Source organism: Streptomyces sp. 3N207 (assembly GCF_052246355.1).
Lineage (GTDB): Bacteria > Actinomycetota > Actinomycetes > Streptomycetales > Streptomycetaceae > Streptomyces.
Window position 1 is genome coordinate 80,637 of record NZ_JBQQBV010000016.1, and the last position, 18,601, is coordinate 99,237.

Sequence of the window (18,601 nt, forward strand, 5' to 3'; positions counted from 1 at the left end):
CCGTTGTGCCCGGAGAGGCGCCCTTCGGGCCGGAAGTCACCTTCCAGGGCCGTCAATGGGCGACGTGGGGTACGGGGGCCATGGGCCCTGGCCGCTCGGTGCGGCCTGAGGAGTGTCGTTCGCCATGGCGTTGCTCCAGTCCAGGGTCGGGCGGTGTCCGACGAACTTGCCGAAGAGCAGTGCCGCCGCGGTGGCGGCGAGCACGCCCGGCACCATCTCGTAGATGCCCGATTGCAGCGGGCCGAGGAGCGGGTCGATGTGCTTCCACAGAAGCACTGTCAGGGCACCGGTGAGCATTCCGGCCTTGGCCCCGGCCGCCGTCATCCGTGGCCAGAACAGCGACAGCAGGATCACCGGACCGAAGGCCGCGCCGAATCCCGCCCAGGCGTACGCGACGATGTCGAGGACGCCGCCGCCGCTCAGCGCGATCACATAGGCGATCAGCGCCACGGCCAGCACGCTCAGACGTCCGATCAGCAGCAGCGACGTGTCGGAGGCCCGCCGGTGGAGGAACGCCCGGTACAGGTCCTCGGTGAGGGACGTGGCGGAGACCAGCAGTTGGCTGTCCACCGTGGACTTGATCGCGGCCAGCACGCCCACCAGCAGGACCCCTGCGATCCAGGGTGAGGTCAGATGTGCGGACAGCGCGATGGTGACCGTCTCCGGGTTCTTGAGCGGCTTGTCGAGCGCGGCTATCCCGGCAAGCCCGGTGAGGGATGCGCCGGCCAGGACGGCGATCACCCAGCCCATGCCCAGACGGCGGGCCAGCGGTATGTCCCGTGTGCTGCGGATACTCATGAAGCGGGTCAGGATGTGGGGCTGGCCGAAGTAGCCGAGTCCCCAGGCGAGCAGCGAGATCAACGCGACGGCTCCGAGCGGTTCGCCGGCCGTCCACTTCTTGTCGGCGAAGGATGCCTCGGCTCCCGGTTCGAGCAGCGCGGGGGTTATGGCAGTGAGCTGACGGTGCAGCCCGTCGAAGCCGCCGAGATGCCAGAGGGTGATCGCGGGGAGGGCGACCGCCGTGAGGAGCATCAGCGTGCCCTGTATGGAGTGGCTGACGCTCAAGGCGCGGAAGCCGCCGAGGATCGTGTAGATGACGATCACCACCGTGAAGACGGTGAGCCCCAGCTCGAAGCCGGCGCCGAAGATCTCGTCGGCCAGGAGGCCGCAGGCGAGCAGCCCGCTGGCGACGTAGACGGTGAAGAACACAACGGTGACGGTGGCCGAGAGGAGCCGGAGCACCCTGCTCCGGTCCTCGAACCGTTCCTCCAGATATGCCGGCAGGGTCACGGCACCGACCCGCTCCGTGTAGACGCGCAGGCGAGGCGCGACAAGACGCCAGTTGAGATACGTGCCGACGATCAGGCCGACGGCGATCCAGGTGGCACCGATCCCGGCCGCGTACACGGCTCCTGGCAGACCCAGAAACAGCCAGCCGGACATGTCGGCGGCTCCGGCGGACAGGGCGGCCACCGGTGCAGTGAGCCGACGACTGCCGACGGTGAAGTCATCAAATGTGGTCGTTTCTCCGTGCGTCACGACGCCGACCATGACCATCGCAATCAGAAAGACTCCGAATGTGACCATGACTGGGACAGTCAGGGCGATCATGAGTTACTCCCTGTGATGCAAAAGTGACCGTTGGCACATGCCGCGTAGGTGGCCACACTTCGGGCCGGAAAGGCTGGAGCTTAAGAAGGTGCAGCGCTTACTGGCGAGGGGATCCGACGTCGGACGTCCTCATCGGTTCCGGATCGTGATAAACGAGCAGCTCGGGGTGCCCCTGACCGAAGTGCGCGGGGCGCGCCTCAGCTCAGCGCGGTGACCAGTTCGTCCAGTCCGTCGAAGTGCCAGTCGAAGGCATCGGAGTTCGTCGGCGGATCCCCGGCCGGGCGCTGGACGTAGGCGGTCCGCATGCCCGTCGCCTGAGCTCCGCGGAGGTCCCAGGCGTGGGCGGCGACCTTGAGCACGCGTTCCGGGGGATATCCGGTGGCGTCGATGGCGAGTTGATAGACCTCCGGTGCCGGCTTGAAGGCAAGGGCGGCTTCGGCGGACAGGGCTTGGTGCCAGCGCAGACCGGCATATGCGTTGAGCCGCAGCAGAGTGGCGCGGCTGGCGTTGGAGAGTCCGATCAGGGGGAACTGCTGCGTGAGCCGGTCGAGACCGGCGACGGAGTCGGCCCAGGGGGACAAGCGTCGGCCCGCTGTGGCCAGCCGGGCGATGGTCGCCGGATCGGCGAGCCCGGCATGGTCGGCCACCCGCCCCGCAGCCTCTGCGTCAATGATGTCGGTGTTGACGTACGGGCGGTGCCCTTGCCCGATGCGTTGCTGCTCGCGCTCGACATGCTGCCGCCACACGGTGAGCAGCTCGTCGACAGACGCATCGTCGGACGCGGGCACCGCCTCGCGGATAGCCGCTCGCAGCCCGCCGGGTTCGTCGACCAGTGTTCCGAGGACGTCGAAGACGATGGCGTCGATGTCGCAGATCTGGGTCATGCGGATTCCCCGTTCGGTGTTGGCGTCACCAGTTCAACAGGTGACGACCTTGTCACCAGCCCCGTCACCGGTCAAGATGGTGACGTGTACTTCTCCTTCGTGAGCGGCGACCCAGCCCTCGATCTGACCGGCACCGTGCTGTCCCGCCGAGACGAGCCCGTCGACGCCCTGGCCACGCCCGCAGACCTGGAGCGGTGGGTGGCCGAGTGTGACGAGCTCCCTGACCGCGTCACCGCGGACTCGGCAACCTTCGAGTCCGCGCTGTCACTGCGAGAGGCGTTCTACCGACTCGCTCTCGATCGCGTACTCGACAGGCACTTCGATCCGCGCAGCCTCGAGATCGTCAACGACACGGCCGCCGGACCGCTGCCCACGGTCGAGCTCAGCGACGCAGGGCTGCGTATGACGGGGGACCTGCCCGCAGTGCTCTCGCATATAGCCAGAAGCGGTATTGCCGTGCTCGCCGATCCGCATGTCTGTCTGAAGGAGTGCGGTCGCACTGGCTGCACTCGCCTCTATCTCGACCGCTCGCGCGGCGCCCGGCGTACCTGGTGCGGGATGGACGAGTGCGGCAACCGCGTCAAGGCCGCGGCTTATCGGGCCCGCAGACGAGCCCGACCGCAGGGACAGTGACGAGGGTGGGGCGGGGCGGAATCAGGTTGCCGGAACGGTCTCGGTCGAGGTGAACCGGGCGTTGAGCGCGGTGCCGTAGCGGCGCAGGAGCAGGACGGCGGTGGCGGCCAGGCCCGCGAGGAGACCGAGCCAGATGCCGAGCGTGTCGAACCCGGCCGCAAAGGCGAGCAGCCAAGCAGCGGGCAGGCCGATGACCCAGTAGCCGACCAGGGTGATGCGGAAGCCGCTCTTGGTGTCGTCCAGTCCGCGCAGCAGCCCGACGCCGATGTTCTGAGCGCAGTCGAAGAACTGCAGGACCATCGTCACCAGCAGCAGATGGGTGGCGATGGAGACGGCCTCGTTGTCACCGGAGCCGCCCTCGAAGAAGGGGGCGAGAACCAGCTTCGGCACTGTCACGTAGATCACCGCGACAAGTGCCATGACGGCTCCGGCGCAGGCGAGCGCGGTGTTCTTGATGCGCAGCGCCGCCTGGGGCCGGTCTTGGGCGATCTCCCGGCTGACGTTGATGGAGGCGGCGTGGGAGAGACCGACCGCCACCTGGAAGACGATGTAGACGAGCTGGTTGACGGCGGTGTGCGCGGCCAGCGCGGCGCTGCCGAACGAGCCGGCCATCAGCGTGGTGACGGAGAAGAATCCGGCCTCGGACCCGTAGGTGGCCGCGATGGGTATGCCGAGGGCGATCAAGCGGCGGACGGTGGCCGGGTCCGCCTTGAGGATGTTGAGGCTCAGCAGGGGCGCGAGGACCGGGTCGCGGCGCGTGAACAGGTAGAGGGCGAAGAAGGACAGCAGGTAGACCAGCGAGGTGGCCACACCCACGCCGGGCAGTCCCAGCTTCGGAAACCCCCAGGTGCCGTGGATGAGGACCCAGTTCACACCTGCGTTGACGGCCACGGAGGCGATGGTGATCTGCAGCAGGGCCTGGGGGCGGCGCATGCCGACCGTGAACTGCCGGAGGGACTGGAACCACAGGCACGGCAACAGCCCCGGGGCGAGCGCGAGCAGCATGTGCTGGGCGTTCCGCGCTACCGATGCCTCCTGGCCGAGGAGGGTGAGGGCCTGTCCGATCAGCAGCATGAGGACCGCGCCGGCCACCCCGGCGAGGGTGGCGACGGCCATGCTCGCCCGGACGATGGTGCGCACCTCCTCATCACCACCGGCTGCGGTGTCCGGGGCCCCGGTTTCGGTGCCCTCGGCGTTCTCGGCAACCTCCGCACGTGCGGAGGCCGCGGCCACCTGGTTGCCGACCGAGGTGATCAGGCCGACACCCATGGTGCGCAGCTGGTTGAAGATGACGATGGCCAGCCCTCCCGCGGCCAGGTCCGCGGCACCGAGCATGCCCATCATCACGGTGTCGGTCGTCGTCAGCGCCACTTGGGCCAGCTGCGTCAGGACGAGGGGGACGGCGAGCGTGGCCAGAGCGCGGCTGTCGCGGAGGAGGGTGGTCAGCATGAGGGGCATCAGATCCTGCGGAGTTTTCGGAGGGTCTCGTCGATTTCCCGTTCCACTACCGGGTCGATGAGATCGCGCGCGGTCATCCAGTCGTCGTTGAAGATAGTGTCAAGATATTTCTCGCCGCCATCGTTGATCAGGGCGACCATGGTGCTGCCCGGCGGGAGAGAGGGGAGTCTGGTCAGTGCCTCGTAGACGACTCCGCCGGCCGATCCGCCGATGAGCAGCCCGGTGCGGGCCACGGCGCGGGCTGCGGCGAACGCCTCCACGTCACCGACCTTGACCCCTTCGTCGATCAGGTCGTAGTCGACCAGTGCGCCGATCTCGGCGCCCTCCGGGGTGCCGGTGCCGGACTGGTAGTAGTCGTGAGCGGGACCCCCGAAGGCGATGGAGCCCTTGGGCTCCACCCCGACCGTGGAGAAACCGGGGACGAGGGTACGCAGCTCCCGAGCGGTGCCGCAGAGGCCGCCGCCGGTGCCGACCGCGCCGACGAGAACGTCGATGTTCCCGTCCAGAGCCTCGTGCAGCTCGTGGGCGACCGGGAAGTATCCGACGCCGTTGCTGGGGTTGTTGTGCTGTTCGGTGAAGATGGTGTTGTCCTGGCCTTCGGCCAGCTTCTCGGCCAGCTCTTCGCGGGCTGCGGTCGCCAGCTCCTCCCCGTCGCCCTCGTCGACGTAGAGGAGTTCGGCGCCCATGGCCTGCATGCTGCGCAGCTTGTCGGCCGCGGCATGGCTGTCGACGACGGCGGTGAAGGTGTAGCCGCGTTCGGCGGCGAGGACGGCCAGGCCCAGTCCGGTGTTCCCGGAGGTGGATTCGATGATGCGGCCGCCGGAGCGCAGTTCACCACGTTCTTCGGCATCGGTGATCATCTGCCGGGCCATGCGTATCTTCGCGGTACCCGTCGGGTTGAACATCTCCAGTTTGAGCAGCAGGCGGCTGCCGGACTCGGTCGTGGCCAACTCCAACAGCGGGGTGCATCCGATGAGATCGGATACGCGGGAGACCACAGCGGGACGCTGCAGTGCACCGGACATGGCGGACTCCAGTAGGGGTCGTGGCGTAGCAGGGCCGGTCAGTGGAAGTGGCGGTCCAGACGCCATCGGGGCCTTGCACGGTCCGTGCGGTCGATGACGACTTTGGCGGGCAGCGGCAGGTCGTGGAAGGGCGACTCGTTGGAGTCCATCTGGTATCCGGCCGTGTCGGGGTAAACCAGCAGATCACCGGGGCGGGGAGGACGGGGGAGGCGGACCTTGCGCCAGGAGAGCATGTCCGATTCCAGGCAGGTGGCGGCCCCGACGGCCGCGGCGCACGTCCTGTCCGGCCCCCTCCGCACCGGCTGTTCGGCCTCCGCGGGGCCGAGCAGGACTTCGTCACCTGCGCTGTCGAGCAGGACAGGGTCGGGCAGATACTCGCTGTTGAACCACTGCTCGGAAAGGCTCAGGCTGGTGCCGTTGACCGTGACCAGGAGGTACCCGTCGCGCTCCTTGACCCCCTGCACCTCGAAGACGGTCGCGCCCGCCTGGTGGAGCAGCGCTCTGCCGGGCTCCATCAGCAGCGTGATCCCGCCGTCCTTGAGTATCCCGGACAGTGGTTGCTCGTGCCCGTCAGGGACCAGGGCCAGCAGCTCGCGCAGCGCCTGCGCTCCGGGCGTGGGTGAGTGGTAGGGGTAGAAGTCACCTGCGGAGAACGACTTCTGAGCGTGGTAGTGGCCGCTGTGCTGCTCCGATAGGTAACGCTTGAAGTGGTGGTCCTCGGTGTAGCTGGTGGGCAGTCCTCCGCCGATACTGATCCGGTCAGCTCCCAGCCCCAGCGCGCGGGCTCGGTAGCAGTGCCCGATCAGCTCGGCCGCGAGATCGGCCCGGGGCTGGAGGGCGTATCCGGACAGGTGGAAGCTGAAGCCTTCCAGCCGTACCGCTTCCGCGCCCCGCGTGCACATCTCCAGCGCGGCCGCCAGTTGCCCTGCGTCCAGGCCGAAGCGGCTGTGGGGCTGCGAGGTGGGAAGGCAGCGCAGCAGGATCCTGGCGGGTCCCGTCCGACCGGTCTCGACGAGGCCGATGAGGGCATCGAGTTCGTCGAGGGAGTCCACGGCGATCAGTGCCCGGTGCCGTACGGCCAACTCGTGCAGTGCCGCAGCCTTGGCCGGTCCGGTGACCACCAGCTGGTCACCGGGCACACCGTGCCCCAGAGCCTCGCGCAGCTCGCCCAGGGACGCGACGTCGACCCCGCATCCGGCTGCGGCGCACCGCTCGACCCACACGGCGGCTTTGTTGGCCTTCTTCGCGTAGTAGACCTTCCCCTCGACGCCGGTCTCGGCGAACACCTCAAGGGTCGCGCTGAGGTTCGCGTCGAAGGCGTCCGGCAGCAGGAAGTGGAACGGCCCGCCGAAGGCGTATGCCAGCTCGGCCGGAAGGCCGCTGCGCAGCACGGCCTCAGCTGCCGGATCCGGCAGAGCGGGCACGGGGGGCGCCGCCGCCGTGTCCATGTCCACGTCCGTGTCCATGTCGGCGGGCGGGTTCGCGGTCGTCACTGCCACAGCGTCACCTCGGTGCCCAGCCCCTGCTCCAGCGCGAGATGCGCGAACCGGTGACCCAGCGCGATGTCGGTGACCACGAGACCGCTGTTGTACGCGAAGATGCGGTCCGCCGGTGACCCGCGCCCGGCCCGGGCACCGGCCAGCACCTCGGGAAACTCGGCATGAACGGCGGGGAGTTTGCCCTCGGCGTCGGCCATGTCGGTGCCGGTGACGTTCATCTGCGCTTCGCTGGTGGCGATGATGCGGTCCGCGGCGTGCAGGGTGGAGGGCGCCAGGCCGTGGCCGACGAGGATTGAGAGCGCACCCGGTTTCAGCCACTCCGCTTCGACGGCGGCGGGTGTATGGCCGCCGGCGGTGGCCACGATGACGTCCGCCTCCCCTGCTGCGGCCCGCACATCCTGCACGACCTCGACATCACGGTCGGGGAAGTGCCGGTTCAGCTCCGCGCGGACCTCGGCGATGCCTTCTTCGTGGGTACCGAAGAGGAGCAGCCGTTCCAGGCCGGGCAGTACGGTCAGCAGGAAGGGGAGGGCCAGTCGGCCCTGGGTCCCGGTCCCGATGACCAGAGCGGTCCCGGCGTCGGCGGGGGCGAGTTCGCGGGCGAGCAGTGCGGAGACCGCTGGGGTGCGCAGCGAGCCGATGCGGGAGCAGTCCATCATCGCCACCGGCAGCCCGGTGACGTCGTCGTAGAGGGTGAGGCTCGTGTAGTAGTGCTGCTCGGTGCGGCTCTTGTCCAGGCCGTGCTTGTAGGAGGTCTTGATGGCCACGACCTCCCGGTTGCCGTCCCGGCCCAGCATCGCGTAGGCCACCGAGTGCCCGTCGGCAGGCTTCACGGTCAGTTTGCGGGGGTTGTCGGACCGGCCCGTCTGGAGCGTGCGATAGGCGTCCTCGACGGTGGCCACCACGTCGGCCAGGGATATCTCTATCCCGGCCAGGTCCGAGGTGGACAGCAGGCGCAGCGTCCGGTCCGCCCCTGCCGCGTGGGGCGGTGTGGTCACGTCTGTGGTTTCGCTCATGAGCGAGTCTCCCGAAGGTGTCCGGTCGCGGTCAGTGCGCGTGCGCTTCGAGGGCGGTCTGCCCGTAGCCGTGCTCCTGCTTCTCGGCTGCCGGCCGGGTGCGCCGGTCGGCGACCCGCACGGAGGCGCGCTTGAGCCAGCGGTCGGTGCCGTCGTAGCGGGCCGTGAACGGAACCCGGCCGTGCACGACGAGGTCGTTGTCCACCACCAGGATGTCGCCCGGGTCAAGGCTCACCGCGACGGACACCCGGGCCAGTTCGCTCTCCAGCCGCGCGTAAGCGGCCCGGTAGGTCTCGTCTGCTTCTTCCAGCGGGGTGTAGGCCGGGTCGAAGCGCATCGTCAGTCCCTCGTCGGACTGATGCAGCGTGGGCATCGCAGGAGGCGGCGCGTCCGCGAATCCCTGGGCCTCGGTGTAGGCGTCATCGGGCAGGATCGGTACAAGGGGGCGGCTGAGTGTGGCGATGTCCTCCTCGGCGAGGCGGGTCTTGCGGATGCTCGCCGCGGTGGTGGCGATCTGGTCGTGGTTGCGCATGCATCCCAGCATCAACAGATGGGCGCGGCCGGGGTGGAAGGCATCCTCGGTGTGCGGGCTGAGCAGCACGTCGCTGCTCGCACCTGTCTGCTTCGTCTCATGGCCGGCCGCAGGAACGATGTTGTGCACGAACCGGCCGTCCTGCTGCCCCTCCCAGGCAATCGGGTTGCCCATCACCGAGGCCAGCAGCAGAAGCATGACGTCGTACGCAGCTCCGCTGTCCCCGGCCTCCGCCCAACTGGCCGGTGTGGGGCCGAGATCGGCGTCGTCCACCGGCAGGCCGCGCAGCACGAACAAACCGTCGTCGGTGTCGACGGGCCGCAACTGAGCACGCAGGGAGGGGCTGAGTGCGCCCGCCTCCCGTGCCACGTGTGGGAACAGCGCCTCGGACGCGGATACTTCGCCGCATGCGGAGATGATCCGTTCGGCGGCCGAGCGGAGTTCGTCAACGTGGCGGGCTTCTATCGGACGTACGGGAGCGACCGCCATGCTCATGGCAAAAAGATCCGTTTCTTCGGGTACGACGGACATGAGGGGTGCGCGCATCCGGCCCGGGTCGGCGAACTGCTCGCGTAGGTACGGCAAGCAGGGACGAGCCGCCGGGAGGAACCCGGCCGGGGCGTCTGCGACGCTAGCACGTATATTAGGTTAGGCAAACCTAAGCAATCGAACGCAGTGTGAACCCTTGGTGGGCGGAGAGTGCAAACCCCACGGTGCCTGTTCCCCTCCGGCCAGCTCGGTTTAGGGTAGGCAAACCTAAGAGGTCATGAGTGCCATTTTCGTCTCCGGATAGGACGCACGTGAGCATCAACAGGCGCCAAGTGTTGTGGGGCAGCGGGGCGATAGGGGCGGCAGCGCTCCTGTCGGCCTGTTCCGGCAACGACAGTTCTGCTGGATCCGCAGGGGGGAAGCCGAAGAAGGGCGGCACGCTGCGCATCGGCGCCCTCGGCCGCGCCGGCGCGATCACCCGGGACCCGCACGGCACCCAGGGAAACGAGAGCGACTATCTGATCCTGGCCCTGGTGTACGACACCCTGGCCGTGCCCGGCGCGAAGGAAAACACGGTGCCCCGCCTGGCGTCCGGCTGGAAGCCGTCCAAGGACCTGAAGACCTGGCGGTTCACGCTGGCCAAGGGGGCGACCTTCCACGACGGAAGCCCGGTGACGGCCGAGGACGTGGTCTGGTCCCTCAAGCGGCTGCGCAACACGCCCTCAGGAACGGCCCGGCTGCCCGGAATCAAGGCGAAGAACATCCGGGCCGAAGGCTCCGACACCGTCGTGCTGGTCTCGGACTACGCCAACGCCGAGCTTCCCCTCATGCTCCGCTTCACCACCTTCGTGCTGAAGAAGGGCACCAAGGACAAGGACATCGAAAAGGCGCCGGGCACCGGGCCGTTCAAGCTGGACTGGTACAAGGGCGGCAACGCCCGCCTGGTGCGCAACGACAAGTGGTTCAAGCGCGCGCCCTACCTCGACGCCATCGAGGTGAAGATGTTCGAGACCCCGCAGGCCATGGCCAACGCCCTGCTGGCCGGCCAGATCGACGTGGCCTCCAACGGCGGGGCGATCGCGGCCCGGACCGCCAAGTCCCGCAGCGACGTCAAGGTTATCCGCCGCCGCGACGACATGGCGATGCCCATCGTCATGCGTACCTCCGACGGCCCGTTCGCCGACCCCAAGGTGCGCGAAGCGATGCGGCTGGTCGTGGACCGCGATGCGATGGTCAAGCAGGTTCTCTCCGGCTACGGCACCGTGGCCAACGACGTGATGGGCACCGGCGATCCCGCCTACGACCGGAAGCTGCCCCAGCGGAAGCGCAATGTGAAGAAGGCGAAGAAGCTTCTCAAGGAAGCGAAGTTCGACTTCGACAAGACATACGAATTGATTACGACAGAGGACATCTCCGGCCTGGCCGAGTCCGCCACCCTGTTCGCCTCCCAGGCACGCGATGCCGGAGTGAAGATCAAGGTCGTCAAGCAGGAGTCCGGCACCTTCTACGAGAAGACCTGGCTCAAGGGCACCCTGTACACCAACTACTGGGGCACCAACGACTCGGTGCTCTTCTACGCCTCCAAGACCCTCACCAGCGGTGCCGGCCAGAACGAGACCGACTGGCACGACGAGGACTTCGACGCGGCCTACCGCAAGGTGATCAAAACCGCGGACCAGAAGGCGCGCACCGCTGCCCTGCGGGAGGTGCAGAAGATCGAGTACGAGCGCTCGGGATACCTCCTGTGGGGGATGGCCGACGGTATCGACCTGGCCGCCTCCAAGGTGCAGGGACTGCCCGAACTGCCGGGCTACGGCCGCGTTCAGCTCGAGAACGTGTGGCTGCGTTGAGCGTCTCCGCAGGCATACGCACCGGCGGCACGGACACCGGCCCGCACAAGGCCGAGCCCGTGCCGCCCGGGCGCGTGCGCCGAGGAGGATTCCTGCGAAGCCTCGCCGTATCCGTCGTACACCGCGCGCTGATGCTGCTCGTTCTGGTCGCGCTGGTCTTCGCCGTCGTGGAACTGCTGCCCGGAGACGCCGCGAGCGCCACGTCGGAGCGGGGCGAGAGCGCGGCCGACATTGCTGCCCGCCGCCATCTGCTGGGGCTGGACCAGCCGTTGTGGCAGCGGTTCCGGGACTGGATGACCGCGCTGCCCACCGGTGACCTGGGCACCTCCGCACGCGGTGAGAAGGTCACCGACCTGCTGTCCTCCCCGTTCCCCAACACCCTCGTCCTGGTCGGAACCGCGCTCGTCCTCACGGTCGCCGCCTCTTTGGCACTCGGCTGCTGGGCTGCTTCCCGGCCAGGCGGCCTCCTGGACCGGGTCATTCGGCACGGATCCACCGCGGCCTTCGCCGTGCCCGAGTTCGTGATCTCCGTCGGCCTGCTGCTCGTACTGTCCCTGTGGACGGGCTGGTTGCCGGCCGTGACCGTGACCGGCGCCGACGGCTCGCCGTCCACCTGGACCATGTTCATCATGCCGGTGCTGGCCCTGGTGATCCCGCAGACCGGCTGGAACACCCGGATCGTGCGCGGCGCCCTCGCAGATCAGGCCGCTGCCCCGCATGTGGAGGCCGCCCACTGGGACGGACTCTCCGTTCGCCGGGTCGTCCTGCGGCACGCGCTGCCCGGCGCCGTGCCCGCCATCGCCACCGGCATTGCCACCTCCACCGGAGTTCTTTTCGGAGGGACGGTCGTGGTCGAGACCCTCTTCAACTATCCCGGCATCGGCGTGCTGCTGTCCCAGGCGGTCTCCTCCCGGGACACCCCGCTGATCGCCGGAGTCGTCCTCTGCGCCGGGCTGGCCATCAGCGTCGTGCTGCTCGTCGCCGATCTCATCCGCGCCCGAGTACTGGAGGGCCGGGCATGAACGCAGCCACCACCTCCGTGCCGGCCGCCGAGCGCCGCGCCCTGGCCCCGGTGCTGCTCCGCGTCGCGCCCGGGCTGCTCCTCACCCTCGCTGCTCTGACCGGGCCCTGGCTCGCTGCGCACACCATCGACAAACCGGTCACCGCGGCCTTCGCCGCACCGGGTGGCAGCGCTCCCCTCGGCGGAGACCAGCTCGGCCGGGATGTGCTCAGCCGGCTCCTGCACGGCGGTACAGCGCTGATCGGCAGCGCCCTCCTCGTCGCGACGATCATCATCATCCTGGCCGTCACGCTCGGCTGCTGCGCCGCACTCAGCCCCCGCCTGCGCACCGTGGTCGAACGCAGCGCGGATGTCCTGATCCTGTTGCCGCCGCTTCTGGGCATCATGCTCGTCGCACTGGCCTGGCCGGAAGGCGGACGGTGGGCAGTCAACTGCGCCGCCATTGTCCTCGGCACCCCGTACACCACCCGCGTCGTCATCAGCGCCGCCGCGCCCCTGGCGAACGCCGGATACGTCGAAGCAGCCACCGCGCGGGGCGAGCGCCTGCCCTACATTGCCGTGCGGGAGCTCCTGCCGAATCTCCGAGCCACCGTGCTCGCCCTGTTCGGCCTGCGCTTCGTCGAAGCCGTCTACGTCATCTCCCTCGCCGGCTTCTTGCAGCTCGGGCCGCAACCGCCCGATGCCGACTGGGCCCTGATGATCCGGGAGAACTCCCCGGGCATACTCCTGAACCCCTGGGCGACCGTCGCACCCAGCATCGCCATCGCCGTTCTGGCCATCAGCGTCAACGTCGCCTCCACCACCCTCGCCCCGCATACCGCACGCAAGGCGGTCCTCACTCCATGAGCATCACAGAGTCACGGTCCAGCGGGCCCACGTCGGTCGCGGCCGAAACAGACCTGATCTCCGTCGCCGAACTGGAGATCGCGATCCCGACCGGCCCGGTGCTGCTCCCCGCCGTCAGCATGACGGCACGCCCCGGCCGCATCACCGCACTCACCGGCCCGTCGGGTTCCGGCAAGAGCACCCTGCTGCGCGCGCTCATCGGGCACGTGCCGGCAGGCGCCCGTATCACCCGCGGGACGGCTGACGTCCTCGGCCATACGATGCACTGCCCCGACCCTCGCGTCGTTCGCGACCTGCGCCGCTCCCACATCGCCTACGTCGGCCAGGATCCCGGCTCCGCACTCAATCCCCGTATGACGGTGCACCGGCTCGTCACCGAGACGACAACGCAGCCGAACGAGAAGAAGGTCCGCACGCTGCTCGAAGAGTGCCGCCTGCCCACCGACGACTCCTTCACCAGCCGCCGGCCCACGGCCTTGTCCGGCGGCCAGCAGCGACGCGTCGCCCTCGCCCGTGCGCTGTCCCGTGACCCCCGCGTACTGCTCCTGGACGAGCCCACCGCAGGACTCGACCCCTCTCTCCGGGACGAGATCGGCAGCCTGCTGCGCGAACTCGCCGCCTCCCGCGGCATCGCCGTCATCATGGCCTGCCACGACCTGGAACTGGTCGACTCCTGCGCCGACCACACCACACACCTCACAACGTCGGCGCCCTCCGCGGCGCCCTCCGCGGCGCCCTCCGCGCAACAGCCCGCTCAGCAGGGCGCCGACACCCCCATGGCCACCGGCGAAGGACTCGCCGCAGGCGAGGTGACCGTGGTCTTCGCACACCATGGCGTCGCCCGACCCGCCCTCCGCGCCGTCGACTTCACGCTGCCGAACGGCACGATCAGCGGCATCGTCGGCCCGTCGGGCTCCGGCAAGACCACCCTGCTCCGCGTCCTGGCAGGACTCCAGAAGCCCGACTCCGCCACCCTCACCCTCGACGGACGTCCGCTGGCCGACCGCGCCCGCCGTCGTGGACGCGACCAGCTACGGCGCATTCAACTCGTGCCGCAGAACCCGCTCAGCGCACTGAACCCCGCCCACACCGTGGGCAAAGCTCTCACCCGGCCGCTGCGCCTGCACACCGACCTTCCCCGCGAGAAGTTCGGCCGACGCATCCACGAACTCCTCGAACGCGTCGGCCTGCCTGCCGACACCGCCGATCGCTACCCCGCGGAACTCTCCGGCGGACAACGCCAACGCGTCTCCATCGCCCGTGCGCTGGCCACAGAGCCCGACTACCTGCTGTGTGACGAGATCACCTCGGCACTCGACCCGCACACCACCACCGCGATCATGGACCTCCTCACGAGCCTGCGCCGGGAACGCGGGCTGGCAGTCGCGCTGGTCAGCCACGAACACGAACTCATCACCGCCTACAGCGACACCGTCCATATGCTCCATGACGGCGCCTTGACCGCTCACGGCCCCACCCGCTCCCTCTTCCCCACCGCGCGTCAATCGGCCTCTCCCTCTCCGCCGCACGACCCGCACCACCGCCCGTGAGCAGCCTCCGTCAGCGGCCGGGTCACTTCCGGAGATCGACGTCCGGGCAGGTCCATGGAGACCGGGCCGCGAGGCTGTGCGAGGCATGCTGTGAAAGCCCCGAAGCCACGGGCGCGCTGCGTATATGTCATCGTGCTCGCAATGAAGTCCGAGTCGAGCGGTCCGCCGCGGCACATCGATACGGGGCGGTGGCTGGTGCAGTTCGCCGACCGCATTCTGGTGGTGTGCCCGGGGTGTGGGGGCCGCGCTCTCGTCGTGCTCAGACCAGATCTTGAGGCACCTCGGTATTTCAGTGAGCTGATGTTCATGCCGCGCCGGCTCGTGTGCGCCGCGTGCGGGACCACCGACGCATGGGAAGCCGAGGTGCGGGGCGCCGCACTTGTGGGTGCGGCGGTGGGCGGCACCGAGGATCCGTTCTTCCGGCAGCCGCTGTGGCTGCAGACGCGCTGCGTCGGGCACATCCTGTGGGCGTACAACGAGAAGCACATCGATGAGCTGGCCGCCTACGTCCGCGCCGTGTTGCGGCAACACGTTGCTTCGCCGACGTTGGCGATGTTTTCGCGGCTTCCCGAGTGGATGAAGCGGGCCGACAACCGCCCCGAAGTCCTCGCGGGCCTGGGGACATTGCGGGGCCTCGCCGAACGCTCAGCACCGGCTGAGCGCTCCGATGCCGCGTATCGAAGAGACGACCGGCCGCGTTTGCGCGGGAGCACGTTCTTCCGGGGAGGCCCCTACTGATGTGTGTCCGACCAGCTGCCCCCGGGCCGTGCGCAGCGTCGGCTGCTCCCACGAGGTGACCTCGCCGTCCTGCCCCGCAACAGCTAGGCCCACCACTGGTCGTATGCGAGCTTGGTGACCAAACCGACGACGGTGGCCAGGAGGACGACGCGCACGAAACCGCTGCCCCGCTTGAGGGCCATGTGTGCGCCGACGAGGCCGCCAGACATGTTGAAGAGTGCCATCAGCAAGGCGAGCTTCCACAGCACCGTGCCCTGCCAGGCGAACATGGCCAGCGCACCGATGTTGGTGCAGACGTTGACGACCTTCGTGGTGGCCGAGGCGGTGACCATGTCCATGTTGAGGAGGGCCACCAGGGCGATCACCAGGAAGGTGCCGGTGCCGGGGCCGAGCAGCCCGTCGTAGAAGCCGATGCCGACACCCGCCACGCCGAACGTGGTCAGAACGCGCTGCCGGGTGACCAGCCCGCCCGGAGTCTGCCCGAACTGCGGGCGCAGCACCACGAACGCCGCGACACCGAGCAGCAGCACCATGATCAGCGGACGCAGCACGGCGCTGTTCACGCCGGCGGCGAAGAACGCCCCACCCACCGAGGAAAGCGCCGCCACCACGCCCAGCCGGCAGGCCAGCCGCACGTCGACCGGTGCCTTGCGCAGATACGTCGCCGCGGCGGCCCCTGTTCCGACGACGCTCACCGCCTTGTTGGTGCCCAGCGCGTACGCCGGGGGCAGGTGGGGGAGTCCGATAAGGAGGGCTGGCAGTTGGAGCAGTCCACCCCCGCCGACGACCGCGTCGATCCATCCGGCCATTGCGGCGCCGACGCACAGCACCGCCACAGCGGTGATCGATATGTCATACACGGGTACAGCGGTCCTCGCTGGTAGCGGGTTGGCACGGCGGGTCCCACGTCCAGCGCCGGGAGGCATGCCAAGGGTCGCCCCAGCATCCCAGACGATCATCCGCACCGATCGTCGAGGTCACCATCCGGCGCCTCCCGCGGCCCGTAAGCCCGGGGCCGGGGGGACAGCCGCTACCGGCGGGGCGAGACGTGCGGGCTCAGTGTGCCGCGAGGTCCATGAGGCGCTGGATCAGGTCGGGGTAGGTCCAGCCGGCCCCTGTCGCCGCGAGCGGCAGCAGGCTCGTCGTCGTCAGGCCCGGCAGCGCGTTCACTTCGATGCACATCGGCTCCCCATCGGCGTCGCACCCGTCTTCGCCCCAAGCCGCCGTGCAGTGCCAGGAACACCGTCTCCGCGCCGCGCAGCAGCTCCAGGACCGGACCGCCGGTCAGGGCGGCGTGGCTCTGACGCATCCCCTGACGTTCAGTGAGAAGCCGTGGGGGCTGCCGAGTCATGGCGCCGGATTCAAGATCATCAGGTGTTCAGGGTTCGGCAGCGGTGTGAAGCCGGCCTTCGAGTAGATCTCGTGAGCGTCAAGGGTGGAGAGCAGAACGCGCTTGAGCTTGTAGGGAGCAAGGTGGTCGCGAACAGCGCCCGCCAACCAGGTACCGAGACCTTTGCCGCGGTGTGCGGGAGCGACGTAGACATCGCACAGCCAGGCGAAGGTGGACCGGTCGGTGACGACACGCGCGTAGGCGACCTGAGCACCGGTGACGTCATGGACAGCGAAGTTGAGAGAGCCGCGTATCGACTGCTCTACCGTTTCCCGGCTGCGGTCGAGCGCCCAGAACGCATCGGTCGAGAGCCAGTGGTGCACCAAGCCGACATCGAGACGGTCCGGGTCGGTGGAGAGCTCGTATCCGTCTTCCCTACTGGTGATCATGCCGAGGCAGCATAGCGACGGCACTTGGGTTTTCAAAGTTCTGACTTGGGATGGCCAAGCAACTGTTCAGGGCCGGTGAAGTTCGGAATGGGGGGGTCGGGGGGTGCGGGTCACCTAGGGGCCCGTCGTTCCTGTGACGTATGAGGCTGCTGGGGCGCGTACCTCGGCGGGTTGATGTGGGCCCCGCTGCGGCCCCACTAGCGTCCCTCCCTATGAATCACCGCAACAGGACCCTTGCCGTATCGGTTTCCGTCCTGGTCCTTGCGTCCTTGACAGCATCGGTGACCGTGGCGCTGTCGTCCCCGGATACCGGCGCCTCCGGCAGGGCGACCGGTGCGATCAGTTGGAAACGGTGCGCGAAAACGGCGGCGTCCGGTCCGGTCCGGTGCGGGGCGATCTCCGTACCGGTCGACTGGTCCCGGCCGGGGGCCTCCGAGCGGACCCGCGTTCATCTCGCGCGGCTTCCGGCGTCCGACCCCCGGCACCGCATCGGCACGCTCTTCTTCAATCCGGGCGGACCCGGCGAGGGGGAGATCGGATACCTGCTCGACGCGAAGACCAGGAAACGGTACTTCCCCGCGACGCTGCGCGAACGGTTCGACATCGTCGCCGTGGAACCGCGAGGCGTCGGCCGTAATACGCCGCTGCACTGTCCGCCGCCCCTCGATACGAAGGTGAGCAGGTTTCCCACCGATCAGTCGAAGGCCGCTGCCCTGGTGCGCAGCAACAAACGGCTCGGTACCGACTGCGCCCGGAAGAGCGGCGCCCTCTTCGGGCACTTGGACACCGCGAGCGTCGCCCGGGACATGGATGCGGTACGGGCGGCACTGGGGGAACGCCAGGTCAGCTTTCTCGGCGTCTCCTACGGCACGATGCTGGCCCAGAGCTACGCCGAACTGTTTCCGCGGCGGGTCCGCACAATGGTCCTGGACGGGGTGGTGGACCGGTCACTGTCCTGGCGCCGGCTCGCCGAGATCGACGCGGTCGCGGTGGAGGACGGCGTGGGGCGGTTCGCGAAGTGGTGCGCCGCTCACACGGACTGTGCCTTGCACGGCCGGGACATCCCCGCGTTGCTGCGGGCGTTGCAGCAGCGGGCCGATGCGGGCCGGATCGTCGACGGCGCACGTCCGGTCCGCGCCGAGGAGATCGCACAGGCCGTCAACAACGCGCTGAACATGCCCCCGCTGTATTCCGGCCTCGCGTCCGCCTTGCGGAAGGTCGGTGATACGCGGAAGTTCGAGCCGCTGGCGGTGTTCACCGCGGCGAAGAACCCCGGTTATCCCGCGTACCGGGCGATCATCTGCCAGGACGTGCCGGTACGGGACGGTGCAGCAAAGGCGTTTCCCGACGAGGTCAGGCGGCTGCGGGCACTCGCGCCCACCCTGCGCGGGTACTCCGAGTTCTGGGACATCGCGAGCGGCTGTGCGGGCTGGCCGGAACAGAGCAAGTGGAGGCCGCACGCGTGGCGGGTACCGAAGGGATTCCCGCCGGTGCTGCTGCTCTCCGGCTCGCACGACGTGGCCACGCCGCGGCCGTTCGCCGTACGGGTGCACCGCGCTCTGCCGGGCAGCCGACTGCTGCGCTGGGACGGTGACGGGCACACGGCCTGGGGCAACAGCCCTGCGACCGTCGCCACCGCTGTCAGGCATCTGACCAGCGGCGGTCGCTGA

The 18,601-nt window shown here is 68.8% G+C and carries 16 protein-coding genes and 1 pseudogene; 7 read left to right on the top strand and 10 right to left on the bottom strand.

All coding sequences use genetic code 11. From position 1 onward, the window contains the following. Positions 1-36: 36 nt before the first annotated feature. Positions 37-1,587 carry a sodium/proline symporter PutP gene (putP, locus tag ACTWP9_RS24040; protein WP_443248328.1) on the bottom strand — a complete coding sequence of 517 codons (1,551 nt, stop codon included), beginning with the start codon at positions 1,585-1,587 and terminating at the stop codon, positions 37-39. A gap of 221 nt (positions 1,588-1,808) precedes the next feature. Continuing rightward, on the bottom strand, positions 1,809-2,495 hold the full coding sequence (locus tag ACTWP9_RS24045; RefSeq protein ID WP_443248329.1) for a haloacid dehalogenase type II: 687 nt from the start codon (positions 2,493-2,495) through the stop codon (positions 1,809-1,811). Positions 2,496-2,579: 84 nt separating this feature from the next. Here ACTWP9_RS24045 and ACTWP9_RS24050 point away from each other — a divergent pair, with 84 nt between their 5' ends. Then, entirely contained in the window at positions 2,580-3,128 is a 549-nt protein-coding gene (locus ACTWP9_RS24050; RefSeq protein WP_443248330.1) for a CGNR zinc finger domain-containing protein, read from the top strand. Between the two features lie 21 nt (positions 3,129-3,149). Here the strand turns inward: ACTWP9_RS24050 and ACTWP9_RS24055 are convergent, their stop codons facing one another. The 5 genes from ACTWP9_RS24055 to ACTWP9_RS24075 are packed head-to-tail and all read right to left on the bottom strand — an operon-like array spanning position 3,150 to position 9,153. Continuing rightward, entirely contained in the window at positions 3,150-4,577 is a 1,428-nt protein-coding gene (locus tag ACTWP9_RS24055) for an MATE family efflux transporter (protein ID WP_443248331.1), read from the bottom strand. Positions 4,578-4,585: 8 nt separating this feature from the next. After that, a complete protein-coding gene (locus ACTWP9_RS24060) occupies positions 4,586-5,611 on the bottom strand; it encodes a cysteine synthase family protein (RefSeq protein ID WP_443248332.1) in 1,026 nt (341 codons plus the stop codon). A gap of 38 nt (positions 5,612-5,649) precedes the next feature. Beyond that, a complete protein-coding gene (locus ACTWP9_RS24065; protein WP_443248413.1) occupies positions 5,650-7,059 on the bottom strand; it encodes an alanine racemase in 1,410 nt (469 codons plus the stop codon). 41 nt (positions 7,060-7,100) lie between these two features. Beyond that, a complete protein-coding gene (locus ACTWP9_RS24070) occupies positions 7,101-8,126 on the bottom strand; it encodes an ornithine cyclodeaminase family protein (RefSeq protein ID WP_443248333.1) in 1,026 nt (341 codons plus the stop codon). Positions 8,127-8,157: 31 nt separating this feature from the next. Continuing rightward, positions 8,158-9,153, bottom strand: a complete 996-nt coding sequence (locus tag ACTWP9_RS24075) for a TauD/TfdA family dioxygenase (protein ID WP_443248334.1) — start codon at positions 9,151-9,153, stop codon at positions 8,158-8,160. A 305-nt stretch (positions 9,154-9,458) separates the two neighbouring features. Between ACTWP9_RS24075 and ACTWP9_RS24080 the strand changes: the two genes are divergently transcribed. The 5 genes from ACTWP9_RS24080 (at position 9,459) to ACTWP9_RS24100 (ending at position 15,152) form a co-directional block, all read left to right on the top strand. Next, positions 9,459-10,997, top strand: coding sequence for an ABC transporter substrate-binding protein (locus ACTWP9_RS24080; RefSeq protein WP_443248335.1), 1,539 nt, complete (start codon positions 9,459-9,461; stop codon positions 10,995-10,997). Further along, entirely contained in the window at positions 10,985-12,019 is a 1,035-nt protein-coding gene (locus ACTWP9_RS24085; protein WP_443248336.1) for an ABC transporter permease, read from the top strand. The genes ACTWP9_RS24080 and ACTWP9_RS24085 overlap by 13 nt, the downstream gene beginning before the upstream one ends. Continuing rightward, entirely contained in the window at positions 12,016-12,864 is an 849-nt protein-coding gene (locus ACTWP9_RS24090; RefSeq protein ID WP_443248337.1) for an ABC transporter permease, read from the top strand. Before ACTWP9_RS24085 ends, ACTWP9_RS24090 begins: the two co-directional genes overlap by 4 nt. Beyond that, entirely contained in the window at positions 12,861-14,414 is a 1,554-nt protein-coding gene (locus ACTWP9_RS24095) for an ABC transporter ATP-binding protein (RefSeq protein ID WP_443248338.1), read from the top strand. Before ACTWP9_RS24090 ends, ACTWP9_RS24095 begins: the two co-directional genes overlap by 4 nt. Positions 14,415-14,555: 141 nt before the next feature. After that, on the top strand, positions 14,556-15,152 hold the full coding sequence (locus tag ACTWP9_RS24100) for a hypothetical protein (RefSeq protein WP_443248339.1): 597 nt from the start codon (positions 14,556-14,558) through the stop codon (positions 15,150-15,152). 83 nt (positions 15,153-15,235) lie between these two features. Here the strand turns inward: ACTWP9_RS24100 and ACTWP9_RS24105 are convergent, their stop codons facing one another. The 3 genes and pseudogenes from ACTWP9_RS24105 to ACTWP9_RS24115 all read right to left on the bottom strand — a co-directional run bounded on the left by ACTWP9_RS24105 (position 15,236) and on the right by ACTWP9_RS24115 (position 16,931). Next, positions 15,236-16,012 carry a sulfite exporter TauE/SafE family protein gene (locus tag ACTWP9_RS24105; RefSeq protein WP_443248340.1) on the bottom strand — a complete coding sequence of 259 codons (777 nt, stop codon included), beginning with the start codon at positions 16,010-16,012 and terminating at the stop codon, positions 15,236-15,238. Between the two features lie 196 nt (positions 16,013-16,208). Further along, a pseudogene (locus ACTWP9_RS24110) lies at positions 16,209-16,343 on the bottom strand (D-alanine--D-alanine ligase); the annotation flags it as partial. A 156-nt stretch (positions 16,344-16,499) separates the two neighbouring features. Continuing rightward, positions 16,500-16,931: a GNAT family N-acetyltransferase gene (locus tag ACTWP9_RS24115; protein WP_443248341.1), complete on the bottom strand. Its 432-nt coding sequence runs from the start codon at positions 16,929-16,931 to the stop codon at positions 16,500-16,502. A 269-nt stretch (positions 16,932-17,200) separates the two neighbouring features. Here ACTWP9_RS24115 and ACTWP9_RS24120 point away from each other — a divergent pair, with 269 nt between their 5' ends. Further along, positions 17,201-18,601, top strand: a complete 1,401-nt coding sequence (locus tag ACTWP9_RS24120; protein ID WP_443248342.1) for an alpha/beta fold hydrolase — start codon at positions 17,201-17,203, stop codon at positions 18,599-18,601.